The following is a 20,267-nucleotide window of genomic DNA, read 5'->3' as shown; positions in this document are numbered from 1 at the left end:
TTCGATTTCATCCTTGAGGAACAACATGGAAGAGTTTCATAAAGTCCGGCGTCTGCCGCCCTACGTTTTCGAACAGGTGAACCGTTTGAAAGCAAGCGCGCGAGCGGGTGGCGCGGACATTATCGATCTCGGCATGGGCAATCCTGATCTACCCACTCCGCAGGCGATCGTCGACAAGCTCTGCGAAGTCGTCCAGGATCCGCGCACGCACCGCTACTCCTCCTCCAAGGGCATTCCAGGCCTTCGCCGCGCCCAGGCCGCTTACTATGCGCGCCGGTTTGGTGTGAAGCTGAACCCGGATACGCAGGTCGTGGCAACGCTCGGCTCCAAGGAAGGCTTCGCCAACATGGCGCAGGCGATCACCGCGCCCGGTGACGTCATCCTCTGCCCCAATCCGACATACCCTATCCACGCCTTCGGCTTCCTGATGGCGGGCGGCGTGATCCGCTCCATGTCTGTCGAGCCGGACGATAGCTTCTTTCCGCCGCTGGAACGCGCGGTGAAGCATTCGATCCCGAAGCCGCTGGCTCTGATCATCAATTACCCATCCAACCCGACAGCGCATATCGCGTCGCTGGATTTCTACAAGGAAGTGATCGCGTTTGCGAAGAAGCACGAGATCATCGTGCTCTCCGATCTTGCCTATTCGGAGATCTACTTCGACGACAACAACCCGCCACCTTCGGTTCTCGAAGTGCCGGGTGCGATGGATGTGGCCGTCGAGTTCACCTCGATGTCGAAAACCTTCTCCATGCCCGGCTGGCGCATGGGCTTTGCTGTCGGCAACGAGCGGCTGATCGCAGCGCTGACGCGCGTCAAATCCTACCTTGATTATGGCGCGTTCACGCCGATCCAGGTGGCTGCAGCCCACGCGCTGAACGGTGACGGTGCCGATATCGCGGAAGTGCGCAGCGTCTACAAGCGTCGCCGTGACGTGATGGTCGAGAGCTTCGGCAAGGCCGGTTTCGACGTACCGCCACCACCGGCGACCATGTTTGCCTGGGCGAAAATTCCGGAAAAGTTCCGCCATCTCGGGAGTCTGGAATTCTCCAAGCTTCTCGTCGAGAAGGCGCACGTTGCCGTCGCACCCGGTGTCGGTTTCGGTGAGATGGGCGACGACTACGTTCGCCTCGCACTGGTCGAAAACGAGCATCGCATTCGCCAGGCCGCCCGCAGCATCAAGAAGTTTCTGTCGACGGCAGACGATACGATGCACAACGTGATTACGCTCAACACGCGTCGCTGACCGCGAACCGGGCCGCCGATCACGATTTGAGGGGCGGCCGTTCGACCGCCCCATTCTCCCAAATACTAGTCTCCCAAAATACCAGGAAAACTATCATGGCAGATGCCCTCAGAGTCGGCATTGCGGGTCTTGGCACTGTCGGTGCCTCGCTCGTTCGCATCATCCAGACCCGTGCCAACGAACTCGCGGTCACCTGCGGACGCCCGATCGAGATTGCCGCCGTGACGGCGAGAGACCGCACCCGCGACCGCGGGATCGATATCTCTGCCGTGACCTGGTTCGACAGCGCCGAAGAACTGGCAGCAAACGCTGAGATCGACGTGTTCGTGGAACTGATGGGCGGTGCCGAAGGGGCGGCTGCTGACTCCGTGCGCGCAGCCTTGCGGCGCGGTCTCCACGTGGTGACAGCCAACAAGGCGCTGCTCGCCGCATCCGGCGTCGAACTCGCAAGGATCGCCGAAGAAAACGGCGCACTCCTCAATTTCGAGGCGGCCGTTGCCGGTGGTATCCCGGTCATCAAGGCCCTTCGCGAGTCCCTGACCGGCAACACGATTTCGCGTGTCTACGGCATCATGAACGGCACCTGCAATTACATCCTGACCCGGATGGAGAAGGAGGGCCTGTCCTTTGCCGACTGCCTCAAGGAAGCGCAGCGGCTGGGCTATGCCGAAGCCGATCCGGCCTTCGATATCGAGGGCAACGACACGGCACACAAGCTGGCAATCCTGACGACGCTTGCGTTCGGGACCCAGATCGCGCCCGACGAGATCTATCTCGAAGGCATCACCAATATCTCTATCGACGATATCCACGCGGCCGCCGATCTCGGCTACCGCATCAAGCTTCTCGGCGTCGCGCAGCGCACCGAAACAGGCATCGAGCAGCGCGTTCACCCGACCATGGTGCCCCGTGATTCGGTTATCGCGCAGGTCGATGGCGTGACGAATGCCGTGGCGATCGAATCCGACATCCTCGGCGAACTGCTGATGGTCGGCCCGGGTGCGGGCGGCAATGCAACGGCATCCTCGGTGCTTGGCGATATCGCCGACATCGCCAAGAGCCGCCCGGGCGCGCAGCAGGTTCCGGTTCTCGGCACACCGGCCGCGTCGCTCACACCTTACAAGCGCGCCCAGATGCAGAGCCACGAAGGTGGTTATTTCATCCGGCTGACCGTTGCCGACCGGACCGGCGTCTTCGCCTCGATCGCTGCCCGCATGGCCGAGAACGCCATCTCGCTCGAATCGATCGTCCAGCGCTCGAAGCCCGATTCGTCCGTGATGTCGAAGACGATCATCCTTGTCACGCACGCGACGATGGAGGACTCGGTCCGCAAGGCCGTCGACGCCATCAAGGCCGAAAGCTATCTGGTTGGCGAGCCGCAGGTCATCCGGATCGAACGGCCCAAGGACATGTGACCCACGCAGCCGTTGAGCCGCACTAGACTGGCCCCAGTGTTTTTTCGCCGAGGCCACGTCCGCTGCCGAAAACAGATTACTGTTGATGCGCCGATGCGCTAAAACGGCTGAATGACCACCCAATCGACCACCTCAATCGCCAGCAGCCTCTCCATGACAACGTCACCGGTCGATCCGGTACCGCGCGCGTTCCTGAACGTAGAGCAATCGGTGAGTGGCCAGCGCTGGGTGTCGCGGCTCGACCAGGCGGCGCAGAACCGCGCGCTTGCCATCAGCCAGATCCATGGCATTCCCGAACTGGTCGCTCGCGTGCTTGCCGGCCGCGGCGTGACGCTCGACGATGCCCCGGCCTTCCTTGATCCGACCATCCGGTCACTGATGCCCGATCCGTTGACGCTGACGGATTGCGGCAAGGCTGCAGCAAGACTGGTTGCGGCGATCAACCGGCGCGAGCGGGTTGCGATCTTCGGCGATTACGACGTGGATGGCGCGGCCTCTTCCGCGTTGCTCTACCGTTTCCTGACGCATTTCGGTGTCGAGGCGGAGATCTATATTCCGGATCGGATCTTCGAAGGCTACGGCCCTAACCCGAACGCGATCCGCCAACTGGTGGCGAACGGCGCGCAACTGATCGTCACGGTCGACTGCGGCTCGACGAGCCAGGACGCGCTGACAGCGGCCAAGGACGAGGGCTGCGATGTGGTTGTCATCGACCACCACCAGGTCGGTCACGTGCTGCCGCCCTGTGTGGCACTCGTCAATCCCAACCGTCAGGACGATCTCTCGGGGCAGGGGCATCTCTGCGCGGCGGGAGTCGTGTTTCTGGTCATGGTCGCGACCCTTAAGCAGCTGCGCGAAGGTGACGATAGCCGCGCACAGTCTCTCGATCTCCTCGGCCTGCTGGATCTGGTGGCGCTGGCAACCGTTTGCGATGTCGTGCCGTTGAAGGGGCTGAACCGTGCCTACGTGGTGAAGGGGCTGATTGCCGCTCGTCACATGGTCAATCCGGGGCTTTCCGCATTGTTTCGCAAGGCGGGTCTCGGCGGACCGGTAACGCCCTATCATTTCGGCTTCATGATCGGCCCGCGTATCAATGCCGGCGGGCGAATCGGCGATGCAGCACTCGGCAGCCGCTTGCTGACATTGGAAGACGATATCAAGGCGGAGGAAATTGCCGGCCGGTTGGACGATCTGAACCGCGAGCGGCAGGCCATGGAAGCCGCCATGCTGGCGGAAGCCGAAGCCGAAGTTCTTGGCGAATACGGTGACGCCGAGGGCGCGTCCGTCATCGTCACAGCGCATGAGAAATGGCATCCGGGCATCGTCGGTCTTCTCGCTGCAAGACTGAAGGAAAAATTCCGGCGGCCCGCATTCGCGATCGCTTTCGACCCGTCCGGCAAGGGCACCGGTTCCGGCCGTTCGATCAACGGTTTCGACATGGGCCGGATGGTTCGCGGCGCAGTCGAATCAGGGCTTCTGCTAAAAGGTGGCGGTCACGCCATGGCGGCGGGACTGACCGTCGAGCGCGCCAATCTCGGCAAGCTGCGCGCCTATTTCGAGGAAGTGGCGGCTGAGGGCGTTCCGGCGCTTGTTGCCAACCACGTGCTGAAGATCGATGGCGCACTGTCGGCATCAGGGGCCACGATTGCGCTGTTCGACCAGTTGGAACAGGCGGGTCCCTACGGGTCTGGCCACGCGCAGCCCGTCTTTGCCATTCCCGCCCATCGTCTGAGAGACGTGCGGCTGGTCGGCACCGCGCATGTGAAGATCACGCTGGAATCACTCGATGGCACGCGTCTGGACGGGATTGCGTTCAGGGCTGCCGAAACGCCGCTCGGCCAGATGCTGCTCAACTCCCGCGGAAAGCAGATCCATGCCGCGGGATGCCTCACGGCCGACCAGTGGCAGGGAAATCGACGGATCCAGCTCAGGCTTCTCGACGCGGTCGAGTCGCGATAAATTACGGCTTAATCAAAAGGGGAGAACTGGTACGCCCTAGGGGAGTCGAACCCCTCTTTTCAGAATGAAAATCTGACGTCCTAACCGATAGACGAAGGGCGCGTACAGTGAGCGCTCGTATAGTCAGGCTTGCCCGATCCGGCAAGTAGAAAAATCGATATTTCTCTGTTTTTAAATGAAATAATCCAAGCCAAGGCAGGACGCGGGAAAACGCGCGAGCGAACAAGCCTGACGATATGGAAGAAGGGGGAAGTGGTACGCCCTAGGGGAGTCGAACCCCTCTTTTCAGAATGAAAATCTGACGTCCTAACCGATAGACGAAGGGCGCGTACAGGAGCGTCTTATAGGGACGCTTTTTCAAACAGACAAGCCAAAAAACGGTATTTTTCGGAAGATAAACAGAGAAAATTGCGCGGCTGGATGCTCCAAGAGAACTTAGAGGTTCTTGTGCATAATCAATAGTTTGAAGGAAGGAACTGGTACGCCCTAGGGGAGTCGAACCCCTCTTTTCAGAATGAAAATCTGACGTCCTAACCGATAGACGAAGGGCGCGTACAGTGAGCGCCCTTATAGAGGCGTGATTTCGTTACCGCAAGCGCAAAAACGATGTTTTTTGCGAAAATTTAGATGCGCGGAAAATGCGGCTTCAGTAAGCGTAAAGCCATGCGAAATCAGCAGCTTATCGGATTTGACCAGCTCGCTCTTTTCGCTCCCGCACGAGGCTGATGGTTAGAGCTGCGCCTGCTGCGACGGGTCCGGCAGCGGCTGGCGGGGGGTGAAGACGCTGCCATGTGCTGCATTGATGCCGCCGGCCGGAGCGGCGACGGCTGTCTGCCCGTCAGGAGCAGCAGCAGGTACCGTCGTTGCCGATGGGAATGGCGATGCGTTGGACGAAAAGATGCTGTAGCTGCTCGCGCGCACGCCAGTCGGTTGCGTGACGAGCCCAGCGATGGAGTTCGACGGCTGCTTCGGCGCAGGGGGGAACGCGCCTGGGTCAGCGTTGGCGCCCGGCGCAGCAGACGTTGCTGCTGGCGTGGATTTGGCCTGTTGCGCCTTCGTAGAGACGAGGGGATCGACATAGAGGCTGGCGCCGCTCGTGCCGCCTTTGGCAAGCGGTTTAGCTGCGCCGTCCGGTTGTTCCGCGGCCACTGCCTCTGCGGACACCGGTTCGGCGTCGGCAACCTTGCGGGTCATCGAGCAACTGGTCATCATTAAAGCTGCTATCGCCACTGCGAGGAGCGGAAAACTCGGCCTTGAGATCGATCTTGCTGGCGAAACCGGCACGGTATGCCCTTCATGTGCGTCGCGGACACTCTGTCGCGAATCATGGAGATGAGCATCACGTGTCCTGTTTCGCTCGGCAAGAGAGGGGCGTTGGCCTTGGTCAGGCCGACGCAAGCCTCGATTACCAGCTGCCCGTATTCGGCATCGATGCCCACGGCTCGGCGACCGGCAGGTTGTCGCCCTTCTGCAGGATCTCGAAGGAAATGCCGTCCGGCGAAAGTACGAAGGCCATCCGACCTTCGCGAGGCGGACGGTTGATCACGATGCCATTGTCCTGCATGTGCTGGCAGAACGCATAGACGTCGTCGACCTCATAAGCGAGGTGGCCGAAATTGCGTCCGCCCGTGTAATCCTCGCTGTCCCAGTTGTAGGTAAGCTCGATGCACGGCGCCATGTTCCCCTCAGCCTGCGAAACGTCGTCGCGTGCAGCCAGAAAGACCAGCGTGAAGCGGCCCTTGTCATTTTCGATGCGGCGGATCTCCTCCAAACCCATCAGTGTCTTGTAGAAATGGAGAGACGCGTCGAGATCCTTGACCCGAACCATTGTGTGTAGATAGCGCATGTGTCGCAAGCTCCGCGATGTCGTTGGCAAACTGTCGAGCGGATATGGTGCATTGCAGGAGGTCAGCAAGCCTGGGGCAAGCCGTCAGCCGTAGAAAGATGCTGATAAAGTCCAGACGGGGACTTGCACTGGAGGGTTAACGGGATGTTAATCTAGGCGCGAAGAATCACTTCCACCGTCATGTCGTAACGCGTAATCGAGGGGCCGATAGGATATGGCAGACAGGATATCGTTGAAAGGCGTAGCCGAATACGAGGAATTCGCGGGCGATCCGGTCGAGCTCATCGAAATTACGGGTGTGGTCAAGTGGTTCGATGTTGCGAAGGGGTTCGGCTTCATTGTGCCCGACAACGGTATGCAGGATGTGCTTCTGCATGTGACCTGCCTGAGGCGCGATGGATACCAGACCATCCTTGAAGGAACCCGTATCGTCGCGATGATCCAGAAGCGCGACCGTGGCTATCAGGCCTTCCGCATTCTTTCCATGGATCAGTCGACCGCAGTTCATCCCTCGCAGTTGCCGCCGGTTCGCACCCATGTTCAGGTTACGCCAACGAGCGGCCTGGAACGGGCACTGGTGAAATGGTTCAACCGCACCAAGGGCTTCGGATTCCTGAGCCGCGGTGAGGGGACCGAAGATATCTTCGTCCACATGGAAACGCTGCGCCGCTACGGACTGACAGAGCTCCGTCCCGGCCAGACCGTGCTGGTCCGGTTCGGACCTGGCGACAAGGGCTTGATGGCAGCCGAAATTCATCCCGACAATCCCAACCCTGTAAGCCGGTCACATTGATGTTGAGAATGCAGTCATTCGGGCGGATCACGCCCTTTGCAAAAGGCGCCCTTGCGGCGCTTTTTCTGTTTGTCGCCTACGCTGCCGCAGCCCAGCAGGTCATCTTTCCAAAAGATGAGCTGTCGATCCGCACGGCAGCGGGCAAGACCCATGCCTTTGTGATCGAGCTCGCTCTGACAGACCAGCAGCGCTCGCAGGGCCTGATGTACCGCAAGGAAATGCCTGACGATCACGGCATGCTGTTCGACTTCGGCGAGACACGCCGTGTTTCCATGTGGATGGAAAACACCATCCTGCCGCTCGATATGCTGTTTATCGAGGGCGACGGGACGGTCTCTCATATCCGCGAAAATGCGGTTCCTTACTCTCGTGACGTGATTGATTCGCGGGGACCGGTAAAATTTGTCCTCGAACTGAATGCCGGTCGGACGAAAGCGCTCGGAATCAAGGTTGGTGACAAGGTGGTTTCCAAACGGATCGGCAACGCAGGATAGGTGTTTGGCCGCTTTCCCACAGTTAGTTCGCTAGAGAGTTCGAACAATTGGGAAAATCGACTTTTTGCAGTTGCGGGCCGGTAGGGAACCGTGTATCTCGCATTCTTGTAAGGAACGGAGTGTAGCGCAGTCTGGTAGCGCATCTGGTTTGGGACCAGAGGGTCGGGAGTTCGAATCTCTCCACTCCGACCATTGCCTTCAAAAGAGCGTCGCGCTCAGCAGTTGCCCAAGCGTCACGCTAGCAAAAGTCGGATGTTTCAGTTCATGACGGCCAAGATCTATCGTCCCGCAAAAACTGCAATGCAATCTGGCAAAGCCAAGACGCATCTCTGGCTCCTCGAATTCGACCAGGAAGAGCCACGCCGGATCGATCCGATCCTTGGCTATACATCTTCCGGAGACATGAAGCAGCAGGTGCGCCTGACCTTTGAAAGTCAGGAACTTGCCGAAGCCTACGCCAAGCGTGAAGGCATCGAATACCGCGTCGTCCAGCCGAAAGAACCTGCGCGTCAAGCTGCTTCCTACACCGACAATTTCCGCTTCAATCGCTCGCAGCCCTGGACGCACTGACTTCCTGTCTGCGTTCTGTTAGAAGCGTCTTAGCAGGCCCCTTAGCTCAGCTGGATAGAGCACCTGCCTTCTAAGCAGGTGGTCGCAGGTTCGAATCCTGCAGGGGTCGCCAATACCATCTCCCAAAAAATTGCGACTGCCGCTTGAGCGAAGGAATATCGGCTTGAGCAAAGCGCTGCTTTGGAGCTGGATATAGAGATCAAGAATCTCTGGCGTATTTCGCCCCGCCCGGCAAGGTCGGCTAACCATTGCTTCATTTTCGAAATCAGACCCTAGAAAAAGCACAACCCTCCAAAGGCCGCAGCCGACGACGACCTGAGTTAACTCGTCGTGTGTTGGTCGGATATCGGCTTGGCGACCCGCCTGTGTGTTCGAGGGAATGAACTACTGATCGAGGCGCGTGAGGCTTTCATCGCGGTTGTGTGCACATGCGATGATGCAAATGTATGACTTTCGCGAGGGTCGATGAGGCCAACAGACGTCCGACTCGGATTTCGCATTCCGCGTAGGTCCTCGCGAGCACGTCATCCTCAACCTGCGTCAACGGCTCGATTGCGTCGCGCGACCGGGTCGAACAACCGTGACGGCAACAAAAAACCGAACAATGGAGGTCCCATTGTTCGGCGAGTTGAGTGCTGGAACCAAGAGATGGCGCCCGAGCTTTTGGGTACGATCTGGATGTTAACCTGGGGTGAAGACCTCAGGCGAATACTTGAGTGAGACTACCTGCCGGCCAATCGTGCAACGACGTTACCTCATGACCCGACTTGGTTGCATCTCGCAATGCCAGCGATCAGCAAGTGGTAGCAGCGCCGCCGCAGTTCAACTTCTTGCTGAGGTTCGTGAATTGCGTGCTTAGTGCACCGCCGAGCGTCTGTGCACCAGCGATCAGCGCGACAGAGATAAGAGCGGCGATGAGCCCGTATTCGATGGCAGTGGCGCCAGACTCGTCCTTCATAAAGCGTGCAAAAACCGACATGCAAATCCTCCTTGATTCGTGCCGTGGGACAAGGCGTCCCGACGTGCTGTTCTTTTACCGAACGTCAAAAGAGTGTTGCGTTAACAGGATCGGTTAATATGTTCCTATTGGCTAATGTGAGTTCTGAATGGTTAAGAAGTGGTTTTCGTGACCCCTCACGTGTGCTCATCGCCCGCCGGCGACCCGGTCGAACTGGATCCTTTCATTGTAGGATAACGCGTGCTCATGACCAAACCGGGCCTAGCATGCTGCCACCGGTACTCGTGGTGCCAGAGCGTTGCAGTGGGGTAGGACCTACCATTCATTCCTCCGCGTACCCAGCCTCACCACGTCATGTTGCGATGCAGCAACAGCGGGAGTTCACATCTTCGGGAAACCGATCGTGATCCCGCAATCGCATTTCAGCCCCAAAATCGATTCGAAGCTGCCTCATTAAAGGGTATATTCTCGGCGGTCAGTTCCGTTGCATCGGCAGGGGAAGGCACGTGGCGAAAACCGACCATTGGGTCTGACAAACTCGCCTCCATCGCATTGAAACGGGTTTTCCAGGTGACCTCGCGGTCGCTTGCGCCTCAACATTGTCTTGAGCCTTCGAGTGGGGATCAAATGAACAGAAGTCTATTGGCCGGCGGCGTCGCGCTGTTTGCGGCAATCTTTGCGGTTGGCCCGTTTTTGGCATCCAGCGCCCATGCGGCGGACAGGCCGCTCATCTGGCAGCCCGTCAAGAATTCGGACAGAAGCTATTCCGTCAAGCTCGGCTTCAGGTTGCCGACAGAGCTGGAGCCCGAGGCGGGCTTTAACGTCGGTGTCGATGCGAAGAAGGATGGGTCGATGAACACGCCGCTCCGGCTGTGGGGCAGCATGAAGATGAAGTCGATCCAGAGGCCCGCTTACGAGGTCGAACGCAAGATCGGGATCGATTACGACGGATTGGCCGAAACGGCCGCCGTCAGCATGAACTACCACCAAACGCAGATCGTCACGTCGACGATCGATGTCGAGCGCAACGCGAGCTATGTCATGCGCTACGACGGGCTCAATCAGGACTGGAGTGGCCTCGACGCCAACCAGACCCTCAGGCTGTCCCGGGCAAACACCGGCACAGCCGTGGTCGTCCGCGCAACGGCGATCGATACGTTTCGTATCGGCGGCGCGGGGCTGGGACTCGAGCAGAAACTAGGTGACAGCCTGACACTCAGCGGCTCCGTCGATCGCTATTCGGACGCGACCGCAGCAGTAACCAGCGTCAATGCCCGCTACTCATTCCAGTGGTGATGGCGCCCTGACGATTGTTTCGACGGGAAACGGAAAAGGGGCGCTCGCGGCGCCCCTTTTCTATTGCAGGTCATTCGCGTTGGCGCAGTCTGCCTAGTGCAGGATCTGGCTAAGGAACAGTCTGGTGCGCTCGTGCTGCGGATTGTCGAAGAACTCCGCCGGCGAATTCTCTTCCACGATCTGTCCCTGGTCCATGAAGATCACCCGGTTGGCGACCTGGCGGGCAAAGCCCATTTCATGGGTGACGCACATCATGGTCATGCCTTCTTCGGCAAGGCCAACCATCGTATCGAGCACTTCCTTGACCATTTCAGGATCGAGAGCCGAGGTCGGTTCGTCGAACAGCATGATCTTCGGCTTCATGCACAGCGAGCGGGCAATCGCCACGCGCTGCTGCTGACCGCCGGAGAGCTGGCCCGGATACTTATGGGCCTGTTCCGGGATCTTGACACGCTTGAGGTAGTGCATCGCCACTTCCTCGGCTTCCTTCTTCGGCATCTTGCGAACCCAGATCGGTGCAAGCGTGCAGTTCTCAAGGATCGTCAGGTGCGGGAAGAGGTTGAAGTGCTGGAACACCATGCCGACTTCTCGCCGCACTTCGTCGATCTTTTTCAGATCGTTGGTGAGTTCGATATTGTCGACGACAATGCTGCCCGACTGATGTTCCTCGAGGCGGTTGATACAGCGGATCATCGTCGATTTTCCGGAGCCTGACGGCCCGGCGATGACGATGCGTTCGCCTTTCATCACCTTGAGATTGATGTCGCGCAGCACGTGAAAATCGCCATACCACTTGTTCATGCCGATGATCTCGACAGCGACATCCGTGGAGGAGACGGTGAGGTTTTTGGGTTGGGCGTCAGCCATTGTTTTTCCCCTTGTTATCGCTTGTGGCCGGTATCGAGATGCCGTTCCATAAAGGCGGAATAGCGTGACATGCCGAAGCAGAAAATCCAGTAGATAAGACCAGCGAACACGAGGCCGGTAAGCGGCGTCATGGGCGTGATCCAGGTCGTATCCGTAAAGTTGAGCCTGATGATGTTCAAGAGGTCGAACATGCCGATGATGGCAACGAGCGACGTATCCTTGAACAGGCCGATGAAGGTGTTGACGATGCCAGGGATCACGAGCTTGATCGCCTGTGGAAGGACGATCAGGCGGGTTTTCTGCCAGTAGCTGAGGCCGAGCGAATCGGCACCTTCGCCCTGACCTTTCGGAATAGCCTGCAGGCCGCCACGAATGACTTCTGCCATATAGGCGGAGGCAAACAGCGACACACCGATCACGGCGCGCAGGAAGTTGTCGATGCTCCAGCCGGTGGGCAGGAACAGCGGCAGCATCACGTTTGCCATGAAGAGAACCATGACAAGCGGTACGCCGCGGATCACCTCGATGAAGACGACGCAGAGCGTCTTCAATACGCGCATGTTGGAACGCCGTCCGAGCGCCAAAAGGATGCCGACGGGGAAGGAGACCGCGATGCCGACGAAGGAGAGGATCAGCGTCACCATCATGCCGCCCCAGAGCGGGGTCTCGACCCGCTGCAGGCCAAGAACATTGCCATGCATGAGGAAGAACGAGACGACCGGGTAGACGAGAAACAGCAGAACGGCGTTCAGCGCCTTGTACGGCAGTTTCGGAATGAGGAGAGGCACGAGCAGCACGATCAGCATGAACCCGACCAGCATGACGCGCCAGCGCTCCTCGATCGGGTAGCGGCCGAACATGAACTGCTGGAACCGGTCACCGACAAACGCCCAGCATGCGCCTTTCCAGCCATCCGGCTGGGTGCCGCCTTGGACGACGGTGGCGCAGACCGAACGATCGGCACCGACCCAACTCGCATTGATGAACAGCCAGTTGATGATGCCGGGCAGGGCGAAAGCCAGCAATGCGATGGCGACGATGGTCAGCACCACATCCTTTGGCGTTGCCAAGAGATTGGTCCGGATCCAGCCACTTGCCGAACTGGCGCTGACCGGCGGCGGTTCCGGCGCGATCATGTCATTGCGAACGTAAGAGAGCTTGTGTGTAGACATGTCTTATCTCTCCACCAGAGCCATCTTGGCGTTGAACCAGTTCATGAACAGCGATGTCGCGATGCTGATGCTGAGATAGATGGTGAGCATGATCGTGATCATCTCGACAGCCTGACCGGTCTGGTTGAGTGAGGTGCTTCCGGTCGAAAACAGCTCGGGAAACCCGATCGCAACGCCGAGAGACGAGTTTTTGGTCAGGTTGAGATACTGGCTTGTCAGCGGTGGAATGATGATGCGGAAAGCCTGCGGTACGACAACCAGTCTGGTGATCTTGCCCGGCTGGACGCCGAGTGCAGCGGCGGCTTCCGTCTGTCCCTTGCCGACGCCCTTGATGCCGGCTCGGATGATTTCCGCGATAAACGCTGCCGTGTAGAGCGAAAGCGCCAGATAGAGAGCCACGAATTCCGGACGAATATTGGCGCCGCCGGAAAGATTGAAACGACCTTCGACGGGATAGTCGAAGGTCAGCGGCGAACCCATGGCGATGAATCCGAGAAGCGGCAGACCGATGATGATGGCGGCGGAGATCCAGCCGTTGGGCAATTGCTGCCCGGTTGCCATCTGGCGCTTGACCGACCACGTGCGGAAGACGAACGCGACAACGATGCCGACGAGAATGGCAACCGGAAGGATCCACGCGCCTTCGCCCCAGATCGTTGCCGGAAAGGTGAGGCCACGGTTGCTGAGGAAGGTCGAGAGCGGGCCCTGGATAGCATCACGCGGCTGCGGCAGAATGGCGAGAACGCCGGAATACCAGAAGAAAATGACCAGCAGCGGCGGAATGTTTCTGAACACCTCGACATAGACGGTGCAGAGCTTGGCGATCAGCCAGTTTTTCGACAGGCGACCGATACCGATGATGAAGCCGACGATGGTTGCCGTGATGATGCCGGTGACGGCGACCATCATCGTGTTCAGGAAGCCGACCAGGATCGCCCTGCCATAGGTCGAGTCGCTCGTGTAGGCGATCAGGGATTGCCCGATATCGAAGCCTGAGCGACCAGCGAGGAAGCCAAATCCTGTGGCGGTGTTGCTGCGGGCAAGGTTGACACTGACATTGTGTGCGATCGACCAGACGAGCGCAACGAGAATGACCAGCGTCAGCACCTGGAAGAAGATGCTCCGCGCTTTTGGATCGTAAATGAGTGACGTGGACGCGCGCTTGGTTGCAGGCGCACGGATCGAGTTGTCCGTCATGCTTTGCCAATCCCCTGTGGCCCGTTGTGGGCCCTTATTGTTTTTGATTCTTATTGATCGTGGAGAATGTCTCGCAGGGCGGACGGAGCCACCCTGCGAGACGTCAGTCTATCAGTCGATTAACGGATCGGCGGTGCGAACTGCAGGCCACCCTTGCTCCACAGAGCATTCAGGCCACGTGCGATCTTCAGCGGGCTGCCGGAACCGATATTGCGCTCGAAGACGTCGCCGTAGTTACCGACGCCCTTGACGATGTTGTAGGCCCATTCGTTGGTCAGGCCGAGATCGGTACCGACCTTGGTGTCCTTCTCGGTGCCGAGGAAGCGGCGGATATCCGGGTTGGTCGAGTTCTTCATCTCGTCGATATTGGCCTGGGTGATGCCGAATTCTTCGGCCTGAACCAGGGCGTAGCCTGTCCACGAAACGATATCGAACCACTTGTCGTCGCCCTGGCGAACGGCTGGGCCAAGCGGCTCCTTGGAGATGATTTCCGGAAGAATGACGTGTTCGTCAGGGTTCGACAGCGCGAGACGCGTTGCATAAAGGCCCGACTGGTCCGTCGTGTAGACGTCGCAACGGCCGGCCTGGTAGGCGGCGTTTACTTCTTCGAGCTTTTCGAAGACGACCGGGTTGTACTGGAGGTTGTTGGACTTGAAGTAGTCGGCGAGGTTGAGTTCGGTTGTCGTGCCCGACTGAACGCAGACGGCAGCGCCGGACAGTTCAAGCGCCGACTTCACGTTCAGGCTCTTCGGAACCATGAAGCCCTGGCCGTCGTAGTAGTTGACGTAGCGGAAGTTGAAACCGAGCGCGGTATCGCGGCTGATGGTCCAGGTGGTGTTACGTGCGAGCACGTCGACTTCACCCGACTGCAGTGCCGTGAAGCGGCTCTGGGCCGTGGTCGGCGTGTACTTCACCTTCGTTGCATCACCGAAAACCGCAGCTGCGACGGCCTTGCAGAAATCGACGTCGAAGCCTTTCCAAGCGCCGGCCGAATCCGGCTGCGCGAAGCCGGCCAGACCGGTGTTGACGCCGCACTGAACGAAGCCCTTCGCCTTGACATCATCAAGCGTGGCCGCGGAAGCTGCCGAGGCAAAGCCAAGGACCGCTGCGCCAAACGCGGCAGACAAAAGCGTCTTTTTCATTTTCCCAACCTTATCTGTTGTTTTGTGTGATCTCTCGACACAGGCCGTTCCCCTGATTTTATGAATACGACCGGTCCCCCGCTGACCTCCCGGCGCGGGTGTTTATATCTCATTCGGAAACGAAGGCAGGGTCAAGGGCCACCCGTTCAAATTGCGTCCAAATTACGGTGTATTAGACTTTACCGCCTACGCGCTGGGCAAATGCTCAAGTTGTGTGCGAGTTGTGGCGGTTTTTATACCGAACGAGCATGCTAATATTGCACCGGTACTGGGAATTGGGCAGCGGGGTTGACCAGCATGGAGGGCGGCGGCAAAACTGGCGCCATTGTCAACGAAAGTGCATTCCGGACATGTCCCAGAAAGATAAACTGATCGAAGAAGCGGGTCAGAATACGCGCCTTGCGCATATCGGAAACGATCCACGCGCGTATCATGGCTTCGTCAACCCGCCTGTCGTCAAAGGTTCCACGGTCCTTTTCCCGAATGCCGAAGCGATGGAAAAGCGCAGCCAGCCATACACCTATGGAACCCGCGCGACCCCGACGACGGACGCCCTGTGCGCTGCGTTCGACCAACTCGAGGGTTCTGCGGGTACGATCCTCGTTCCATCGGGACTGGCTGCGATCTCAATCCCGTTCCTGGCTTACCTGTCATCGGGCGATCACGCGCTGATCGTCGACTCGGTCTACACGCCCTGCCGGACTTTCTGTGACACGATGCTCACGAGACTGGGGATCGACGTCGAGTACTATGATCCGGAGATCGGGGCAGACATCACCAAGCTGATGAGGCCGAACACCAAACTCGTTCATACGGAAGCGCCCGGCTCGAATACGTTCGAGATGCAGGACATCCGCGCAATCACGGACGCTGTGCACGCCTATTCCGCAGACGTCGTGGTGACGCTGGACAACACCTGGGCGACACCGCTTTATTTCCGTCCGCTCGACTTCGGCGTCGACGTCTCGATCCATGCGACCACGAAGTACCCGTCCGGGCATTCGGATATCGTCATGGGTTCGGTGTCGGCCAATGCGAAGCATTTTCCGGCTCTTGAGGCCGCGCGGGTTGCAATGGGCATCTGCGGTGCGCCGGAAGATTCCTACCTGATCCTGCGTGGCCTGAGAACGATGGGTCTGCGGCTGGACCAGCATCAAAAAAGCGCCCTTGAAATCGCCGAGTGGCTGGAAGGTCGCGACGGCGTTGCGCGCGTCCTGCATCCGGCATTGCCAAGCTTTCCTGGCCACGAGATCTGGAAGCGTGACTTCAAGGGATCGAGCGGGATCTTCTCCTTCGTGCTGCAGGCCGAGCCTGAGAGGGCGAAGGCCAAGGCGCACGCCTTCCTCGATGCCCTGAGCTTTTTCGGCCTCGGTTACTCCTGGGGAGGATACGAAAGCCTTGCTCTGGTCGTAAATCTTTCCGACCGCACCATCTGCAAGCAGCCCACCGAGGGTGCAGTCATCAGGCTTCAGATCGGTCTCGAAGACGTGCCTGATCTCAAGAAAGATCTTGAAGCGGGGTTTGCCGCGGCGGCCGCGGTCTGATCGCGTCGCTACTCGGCGTCGAAACCGTAGAGCCAATCCAGATCCGCCGCGAGCGATTGCGGCGGACGCATTGAGAGAACAAAGTTGCGACCGAGCTTCAGCGGGCCGCGCGCATGATAGGCAAAGCGGTTGAATTCCCCGCGTGCTCGCACCTTGGCGACGCGACCGGCCCGTTCGGTCTCGTAGGCTGATAGCGCCTGTGTGAGCGAGGGCAGGGCGGCCACGCGGTTTGCCAGGATGAACGCGTCTTCGATCGCCATCGCCGCGCCTTGGGCCGCAAAGGGCAGCATCGCATGGGCGGCGTCGCCGATCAGAACAAGATCGCGGCCATTGTGCCAACGGCCCGGGGTCACCTGATAGAGCGGCCAGAACGTCGGCTTGTCAGACGCGGCCAGTGTTTCGGCTATGCTCGGATGCCATCCTCTGAAATGACGCAGCAGCAGGTCTTTCTGGGCAGAGCTTGCCTCGGTATTCCACCGATGGCCGGGGTTGATGCCGGACGCGATGGCGACGATGTTGAAACTATCCTTCTCCTTCAGCGGATAGGCCACAATGTGTGCCGAAGGTCCGAGAAATGCACTGACAGCATTCGGCTTCAGCCAGGAAGGTGCCGCGCTCTTGGAAACCATGAAGCGCCAGGCGACACTGTTGGAAAAAACGGCTTCCGGATTTTTGGGAATTGCGGAGCGAATGCCAGACCAGACTCCATCTGCGGCGACGATCAGGTCATGGTGGCGTCCGGAGATCTCCGCCAGTTCGTCTCGAACGGCGCTCCCAATCTTCGAGCCCAGCCGAAGCGTGCAGAGCGGGTTGGCGTTCACGGCGTGGAGAAGCGCGTCTTGCAGCGTTGCCCTATGGAGGACGCCATAGGGCGATCCCCACCGCTCGCGGGCGAACCGGCCGGATGGCACATAGGCCAGCCGATGAAGCGAACGGCCCGAAACGAGCTGCACTTCGTCAGGTTCTGTCCACAACCGTTCCAGATCGCCGAGTACGCCAAGCTTGCTCAGCACGCGCGAAGCGTTCGGCGACAGCTGGAGTCCAGCGCCGACTTCCTGAAGGGAAGGCGCCTGCTCGAAGATGTCGCAGGTGATGCCATGGCGCGCAAACGCGAGCGCAGCGGTGAGACCCGCCATGCCCGCACCCACGATCGCTACTGTCTCGACAGCCATTTCTGGCTGCCGATCAGGCGGCCTTGACGTTGAAGACGCAGCCCGGAGGGTCGGTCTGTTCGGCCTTCAGGGTCGGGTTGTATTTGTACAGAGTGGAACAGTAGGAGCAGACCTTTTCGACTTCGTCGCCCATGTCGATAAAGATGTGCGGATGATCGTAAGGAACGGATGCACCAGTGCACATGAATTCCTTCACGCCGATCTGGATCGACGGGAAACCGCCGTCGTTCTGGAAATGGGGAATGCTGTGGCCGGCCATGGTCGTCTCCAATGCGTACAATAGGGCACGTCTGATTTGGCGCGGACATTACCGCCGCCGCATTCAAAAGTGTAGTGCAAAAACCGCGATGCGAGGTGTCTTTCAGGGTTCAATCGCAAGCACCGATATCTTATGGTCCGCCGCCAAAACAGGATATCCCAGATGAACCTCAATGCCCCGGCCTTTTCCACCTTCAGCCGTGACGGACTGAGCCTCTCCTATCTGGATGAGGGGAATCCGGCAGGCGATCCTGTCCTGCTCATCCACGGTTTCGCTTCCAGCGCGACCGTGAACTGGGTGCATCCGGGATGGGTAAAGACGCTCGGCGATGCCGGTTACAGGGTGATCGCCATGGATAACCGCGGCCATGGCGGCAGTGACAAGCCGACCGATCCGGACGCCTATCGCCCTTGGGTGATGGCAGCGGATTCGGTTGCTCTGCTCGATCACCTGCGCATCCCGGCAGCGCATCTGTTCGGCTATTCGATGGGCGCGCGTATCTCGGTGTTTGCAGCGCTCAACGATCCGGACAGGGTCCGGTCGCTGGTGCTCGGCGGTCTCGGTATCGGCATGACGGACGGGGTCGGGGACTGGGATCCGATCGCAGATGCGCTCTTGGCGCCCTCGCTTGAGAGCGTGAGCCATGATCGCGGCCGTATGTTCCGCGCCTTTGCCGACCAGACGAAAAGCGACAAGCAGGCACTCGCCGCCTGTATCCGCGGTTCGCGCGATCTGGTCGAACGCAGCGATATGGGCAAGATCGACGTTCCCACGCTGATCGGCGTTGGGACGAAGGACGATATCGCGGGTTCACCGCAGGATCTGGCCGATCTGATGCCGAATGCGACAGCGCTCGATATTCCCGGTCGTGACCACATGCTGGCGGTCGGCGACAGGGTTTTCAAGAAAGCGGTACTTGAGTTCTTTAAGGCGCAGGCCTGAGCCTGGCTCAGCCACGGATTGGCAAGACTTCAGGTTCCCTTGAATTAACGATCAACGAAATGCGATTTCGCCGGCGTTGGTGTTGTTGTAAATCTAATCTATATATCGTGGCTTACGCCAAAGAGGAGACGGCCATGGCCGCGAGAACCGAAGTTCGCCAGACCGAGGACATTCGCCAGACCGATAGTGTCGCTAGCGTCGACCCCATATGGGACACGCTGCGGCAGGAAGCACGCGTCGCAATCGACCAGGACCCGTTGCTGGCCGCCTTCCTCTATTCAACCGTCCTGAACCACCGTTCGCTGGAAGAATGCGTCGTTCATCGGATCTGCGAACGGCTCGATCATCCCGATCTGCAGGCCGTCCTGTTGCGGCAGACATTCATGGAAATGCTGGACGAATGGCCGGATTGGGGTGCTATTCTGCGCGTCGATATCCAGGCCGTCTACGACCGCGACCCTGCCTGCCTGCGTTTCGTTGAGCCAGTCCTCTACTTCAAGGGATTTCACGCCATCCAGACGCATCGCTTGGCGCACTGGCTGTTTTACCGCGGCCGTCGCGACTTCGCGCTCTATCTGCAAAGCCGCGCCTCAAGTGTCTTCCAGACAGACATCAATCCGGCGGCTCAGATCGGCAAGGGGATCTTCCTCGACCACGCGACCGGGCTTGTCGTCGGCGAAACCGCGATCATCGGGGACAATGTCTCCATCCTGCATGGGGTCACTCTCGGTGGAACCGGTAAGGAGGGCGCAGATCGTCATCCGAAGATCGGCAACGGCGTGCTGATCGGCGCCGGCGCAAAGATCCTCGGCAATATCGAGGTTGGTGCCTGCTCGCGTGTGGCGGCGGGCTCCGTCGTCCTCAAAGCTGTTCCGGAGAAATCCACCGTCGCCGGTGTTCCGGCAAAGGTCGTCGGGACCGCGGGTTGCTCCGAGCCGGCACGCCTGATGGACCAGCTTCTGCGCGCCGAGGACTAGTCCGCGCCCGGACATACTTGTTCCAGGAAACTCGGGGCAGGGTCGTGCGGTGGAGAGAACGGCGGCTTTACTTTCGCCTTTCTCCCGTGCCAAAAGCGCATCGATTTGATCGCAAAATCTGACGGAGAAGATCGTGAACCCCGACGAAATCAAGAAGATCGACGACTATTTCAAGCGCCTTCTGAACCCCCAGATCGTCGTCAAGGCGCGTCCCCGCAAGAACGATTCTGCCGAAGTCTATCTTGGTGATGAATTTCTCGGCGTCGTCTATCTGGATGACGAAGATGGAGAGCGTTCCTACAATTTCTCCATGGCGATCCTCGACGTCGATCTTTGATCGCAGGATCCGACTGGTTTTTAACAAAAGTTGTCGAGAGGCCCTCCGTGGGCCTCTTTTGTTTTGGACGTAAGCCTCGAG

General features: G+C 59.1%; 20 protein-coding genes and 5 tRNA genes. 13 read left to right on the top strand and 12 right to left on the bottom strand.

Annotated features, from left to right (window positions below; all coding sequences use genetic code 11):
- Positions 1 to 25: 25 nt before the first annotated feature.
- The 3 genes from IFT59_RS08715 to recJ all read left to right on the top strand — a co-directional run bounded on the left by IFT59_RS08715 (position 26) and on the right by recJ (position 4,620).
- Positions 26 to 1,246: an LL-diaminopimelate aminotransferase gene (locus IFT59_RS08715; RefSeq protein WP_113110946.1), complete on the top strand. Its 1,221-nt coding sequence runs from the start codon at positions 26 to 28 to the stop codon at positions 1,244 to 1,246.
- A 95-nt stretch (positions 1,247 to 1,341) separates the two neighbouring features.
- On the top strand, positions 1,342 to 2,661 hold the full coding sequence (locus tag IFT59_RS08710; RefSeq protein WP_062580387.1) for a homoserine dehydrogenase: 1,320 nt from the start codon (positions 1,342 to 1,344) through the stop codon (positions 2,659 to 2,661).
- A gap of 153 nt (positions 2,662 to 2,814) precedes the next feature.
- On the top strand, positions 2,815 to 4,620 hold the full coding sequence (recJ, locus tag IFT59_RS08705) for a single-stranded-DNA-specific exonuclease RecJ (protein ID WP_192086637.1): 1,806 nt from the start codon (positions 2,815 to 2,817) through the stop codon (positions 4,618 to 4,620).
- A 27-nt stretch (positions 4,621 to 4,647) separates the two neighbouring features.
- Here the strand turns inward: recJ and IFT59_RS08700 are convergent.
- The 5 genes from IFT59_RS08700 to IFT59_RS08680 form a co-directional block, all read right to left on the bottom strand.
- Positions 4,648 to 4,722, bottom strand: a tRNA-Glu gene (locus tag IFT59_RS08700).
- Positions 4,723 to 4,873: 151 nt separating this feature from the next.
- Positions 4,874 to 4,948, bottom strand: a tRNA-Glu gene (locus IFT59_RS08695).
- A 149-nt stretch (positions 4,949 to 5,097) separates the two neighbouring features.
- A tRNA-Glu gene (locus tag IFT59_RS08690) sits at positions 5,098 to 5,172 on the bottom strand.
- Between the two features lie 177 nt (positions 5,173 to 5,349).
- A complete protein-coding gene (locus IFT59_RS08685) occupies positions 5,350 to 5,829 on the bottom strand; it encodes a hypothetical protein (protein ID WP_192086636.1) in 480 nt (159 codons plus the stop codon).
- Positions 5,830 to 6,025: 196 nt separating this feature from the next.
- Positions 6,026 to 6,466 (bottom strand): VOC family protein, encoded by a 441-nt coding sequence (locus IFT59_RS08680; protein ID WP_192086635.1) that lies wholly within the window; start codon positions 6,464 to 6,466, stop codon positions 6,026 to 6,028.
- A gap of 214 nt (positions 6,467 to 6,680) precedes the next feature.
- On the opposite strand from IFT59_RS08680, the gene IFT59_RS08675 reads away from it, so the two are divergent.
- From IFT59_RS08675 to IFT59_RS08655, 5 genes are all read left to right on the top strand, one after another.
- The gene (locus IFT59_RS08675) at positions 6,681 to 7,259 is read left to right on the top strand and encodes a cold-shock protein (RefSeq protein WP_062457423.1); all 579 of its coding nucleotides are present in this window, start codon (positions 6,681 to 6,683) and stop codon (positions 7,257 to 7,259) included.
- Complete coding sequence (locus IFT59_RS08670) at positions 7,259 to 7,753, top strand: DUF192 domain-containing protein (protein WP_249407517.1); 495 nt, start codon at positions 7,259 to 7,261, stop codon at positions 7,751 to 7,753. The genes IFT59_RS08675 and IFT59_RS08670 overlap by 1 nt, the downstream gene beginning before the upstream one ends.
- A gap of 115 nt (positions 7,754 to 7,868) precedes the next feature.
- Positions 7,869 to 7,945: transfer RNA gene (locus IFT59_RS08665), tRNA-Pro, on the top strand.
- A gap of 72 nt (positions 7,946 to 8,017) precedes the next feature.
- Entirely contained in the window at positions 8,018 to 8,323 is a 306-nt protein-coding gene (locus tag IFT59_RS08660) for an ETC complex I subunit (RefSeq protein WP_062458113.1), read from the top strand.
- A 35-nt stretch (positions 8,324 to 8,358) separates the two neighbouring features.
- A tRNA-Arg gene (locus IFT59_RS08655) sits at positions 8,359 to 8,435 on the top strand.
- 681 nt (positions 8,436 to 9,116) lie between these two features.
- On the opposite strand, the gene IFT59_RS08650 is transcribed toward IFT59_RS08655, so the two are convergent.
- Positions 9,117 to 9,302, bottom strand: coding sequence for a Flp family type IVb pilin (locus tag IFT59_RS08650; protein WP_062457386.1), 186 nt, complete (start codon positions 9,300 to 9,302; stop codon positions 9,117 to 9,119).
- Between the two features lie 606 nt (positions 9,303 to 9,908).
- Here IFT59_RS08650 and IFT59_RS08645 point away from each other — a divergent pair.
- Positions 9,909 to 10,577 carry a hypothetical protein gene (locus IFT59_RS08645; protein WP_192086634.1) on the top strand — a complete coding sequence of 223 codons (669 nt, stop codon included), beginning with the start codon at positions 9,909 to 9,911 and terminating at the stop codon, positions 10,575 to 10,577.
- Positions 10,578 to 10,670: 93 nt separating this feature from the next.
- On the opposite strand, the gene IFT59_RS08640 is transcribed toward IFT59_RS08645, so the two are convergent.
- From IFT59_RS08640 to IFT59_RS08625, 4 genes are all read right to left on the bottom strand, one after another.
- Positions 10,671 to 11,444 (bottom strand): amino acid ABC transporter ATP-binding protein, encoded by a 774-nt coding sequence (locus tag IFT59_RS08640; protein ID WP_062457380.1) that lies wholly within the window; start codon positions 11,442 to 11,444, stop codon positions 10,671 to 10,673.
- Positions 11,445 to 11,458: 14 nt separating this feature from the next.
- Positions 11,459 to 12,616 (bottom strand): amino acid ABC transporter permease, encoded by a 1,158-nt coding sequence (locus IFT59_RS08635; protein ID WP_062580393.1) that lies wholly within the window; start codon positions 12,614 to 12,616, stop codon positions 11,459 to 11,461.
- A gap of 3 nt (positions 12,617 to 12,619) precedes the next feature.
- Positions 12,620 to 13,813 (bottom strand): amino acid ABC transporter permease, encoded by a 1,194-nt coding sequence (locus tag IFT59_RS08630; protein ID WP_062457374.1) that lies wholly within the window; start codon positions 13,811 to 13,813, stop codon positions 12,620 to 12,622.
- A 119-nt stretch (positions 13,814 to 13,932) separates the two neighbouring features.
- Positions 13,933 to 14,955: an amino acid ABC transporter substrate-binding protein gene (locus IFT59_RS08625; RefSeq protein ID WP_062457371.1), complete on the bottom strand. Its 1,023-nt coding sequence runs from the start codon at positions 14,953 to 14,955 to the stop codon at positions 13,933 to 13,935.
- Between the two features lie 350 nt (positions 14,956 to 15,305).
- Between IFT59_RS08625 and IFT59_RS08620 the strand changes: the two genes are divergently transcribed.
- The gene (locus IFT59_RS08620) at positions 15,306 to 16,499 is read left to right on the top strand and encodes a cystathionine beta-lyase (RefSeq protein ID WP_174196732.1); all 1,194 of its coding nucleotides are present in this window, start codon (positions 15,306 to 15,308) and stop codon (positions 16,497 to 16,499) included.
- Positions 16,500 to 16,507: 8 nt separating this feature from the next.
- Here the strand turns inward: IFT59_RS08620 and IFT59_RS08615 are convergent, their stop codons facing one another.
- On the bottom strand, positions 16,508 to 17,671 hold the full coding sequence (locus tag IFT59_RS08615) for an FAD-dependent monooxygenase (RefSeq protein ID WP_174196731.1): 1,164 nt from the start codon (positions 17,669 to 17,671) through the stop codon (positions 16,508 to 16,510).
- Positions 17,672 to 17,684: 13 nt separating this feature from the next.
- Positions 17,685 to 17,930, bottom strand: a complete 246-nt coding sequence (locus IFT59_RS08610; RefSeq protein WP_062580399.1) for a zinc-finger domain-containing protein — start codon at positions 17,928 to 17,930, stop codon at positions 17,685 to 17,687.
- A 162-nt stretch (positions 17,931 to 18,092) separates the two neighbouring features.
- Here IFT59_RS08610 and IFT59_RS08605 point away from each other — a divergent pair, with 162 nt between their 5' ends.
- The 3 genes from IFT59_RS08605 (at position 18,093) to IFT59_RS08595 (ending at position 20,186) form a co-directional block, all read left to right on the top strand.
- Positions 18,093 to 18,872: an alpha/beta fold hydrolase gene (locus tag IFT59_RS08605; RefSeq protein ID WP_192086633.1), complete on the top strand. Its 780-nt coding sequence runs from the start codon at positions 18,093 to 18,095 to the stop codon at positions 18,870 to 18,872.
- 134 nt (positions 18,873 to 19,006) lie between these two features.
- Positions 19,007 to 19,849, top strand: a complete 843-nt coding sequence (gene cysE, locus IFT59_RS08600) for a serine O-acetyltransferase (RefSeq protein WP_092662168.1) — start codon at positions 19,007 to 19,009, stop codon at positions 19,847 to 19,849.
- A 133-nt stretch (positions 19,850 to 19,982) separates the two neighbouring features.
- Complete coding sequence (locus IFT59_RS08595; RefSeq protein ID WP_062457352.1) at positions 19,983 to 20,186, top strand: DUF3126 family protein; 204 nt, start codon at positions 19,983 to 19,985, stop codon at positions 20,184 to 20,186.
- The last annotated feature ends 81 nt before the right edge of the window (positions 20,187 to 20,267 follow it).

It is taken from the genome of Rhizobium sp. CFBP 8752 (assembly GCF_014842035.1).
GTDB lineage: Bacteria > Pseudomonadota > Alphaproteobacteria > Rhizobiales > Rhizobiaceae > Neorhizobium > Neorhizobium soli.
Note: the sequence above shows the minus strand (reverse complement) of the source record. Positions and strands in the feature narration are given on the sequence as shown.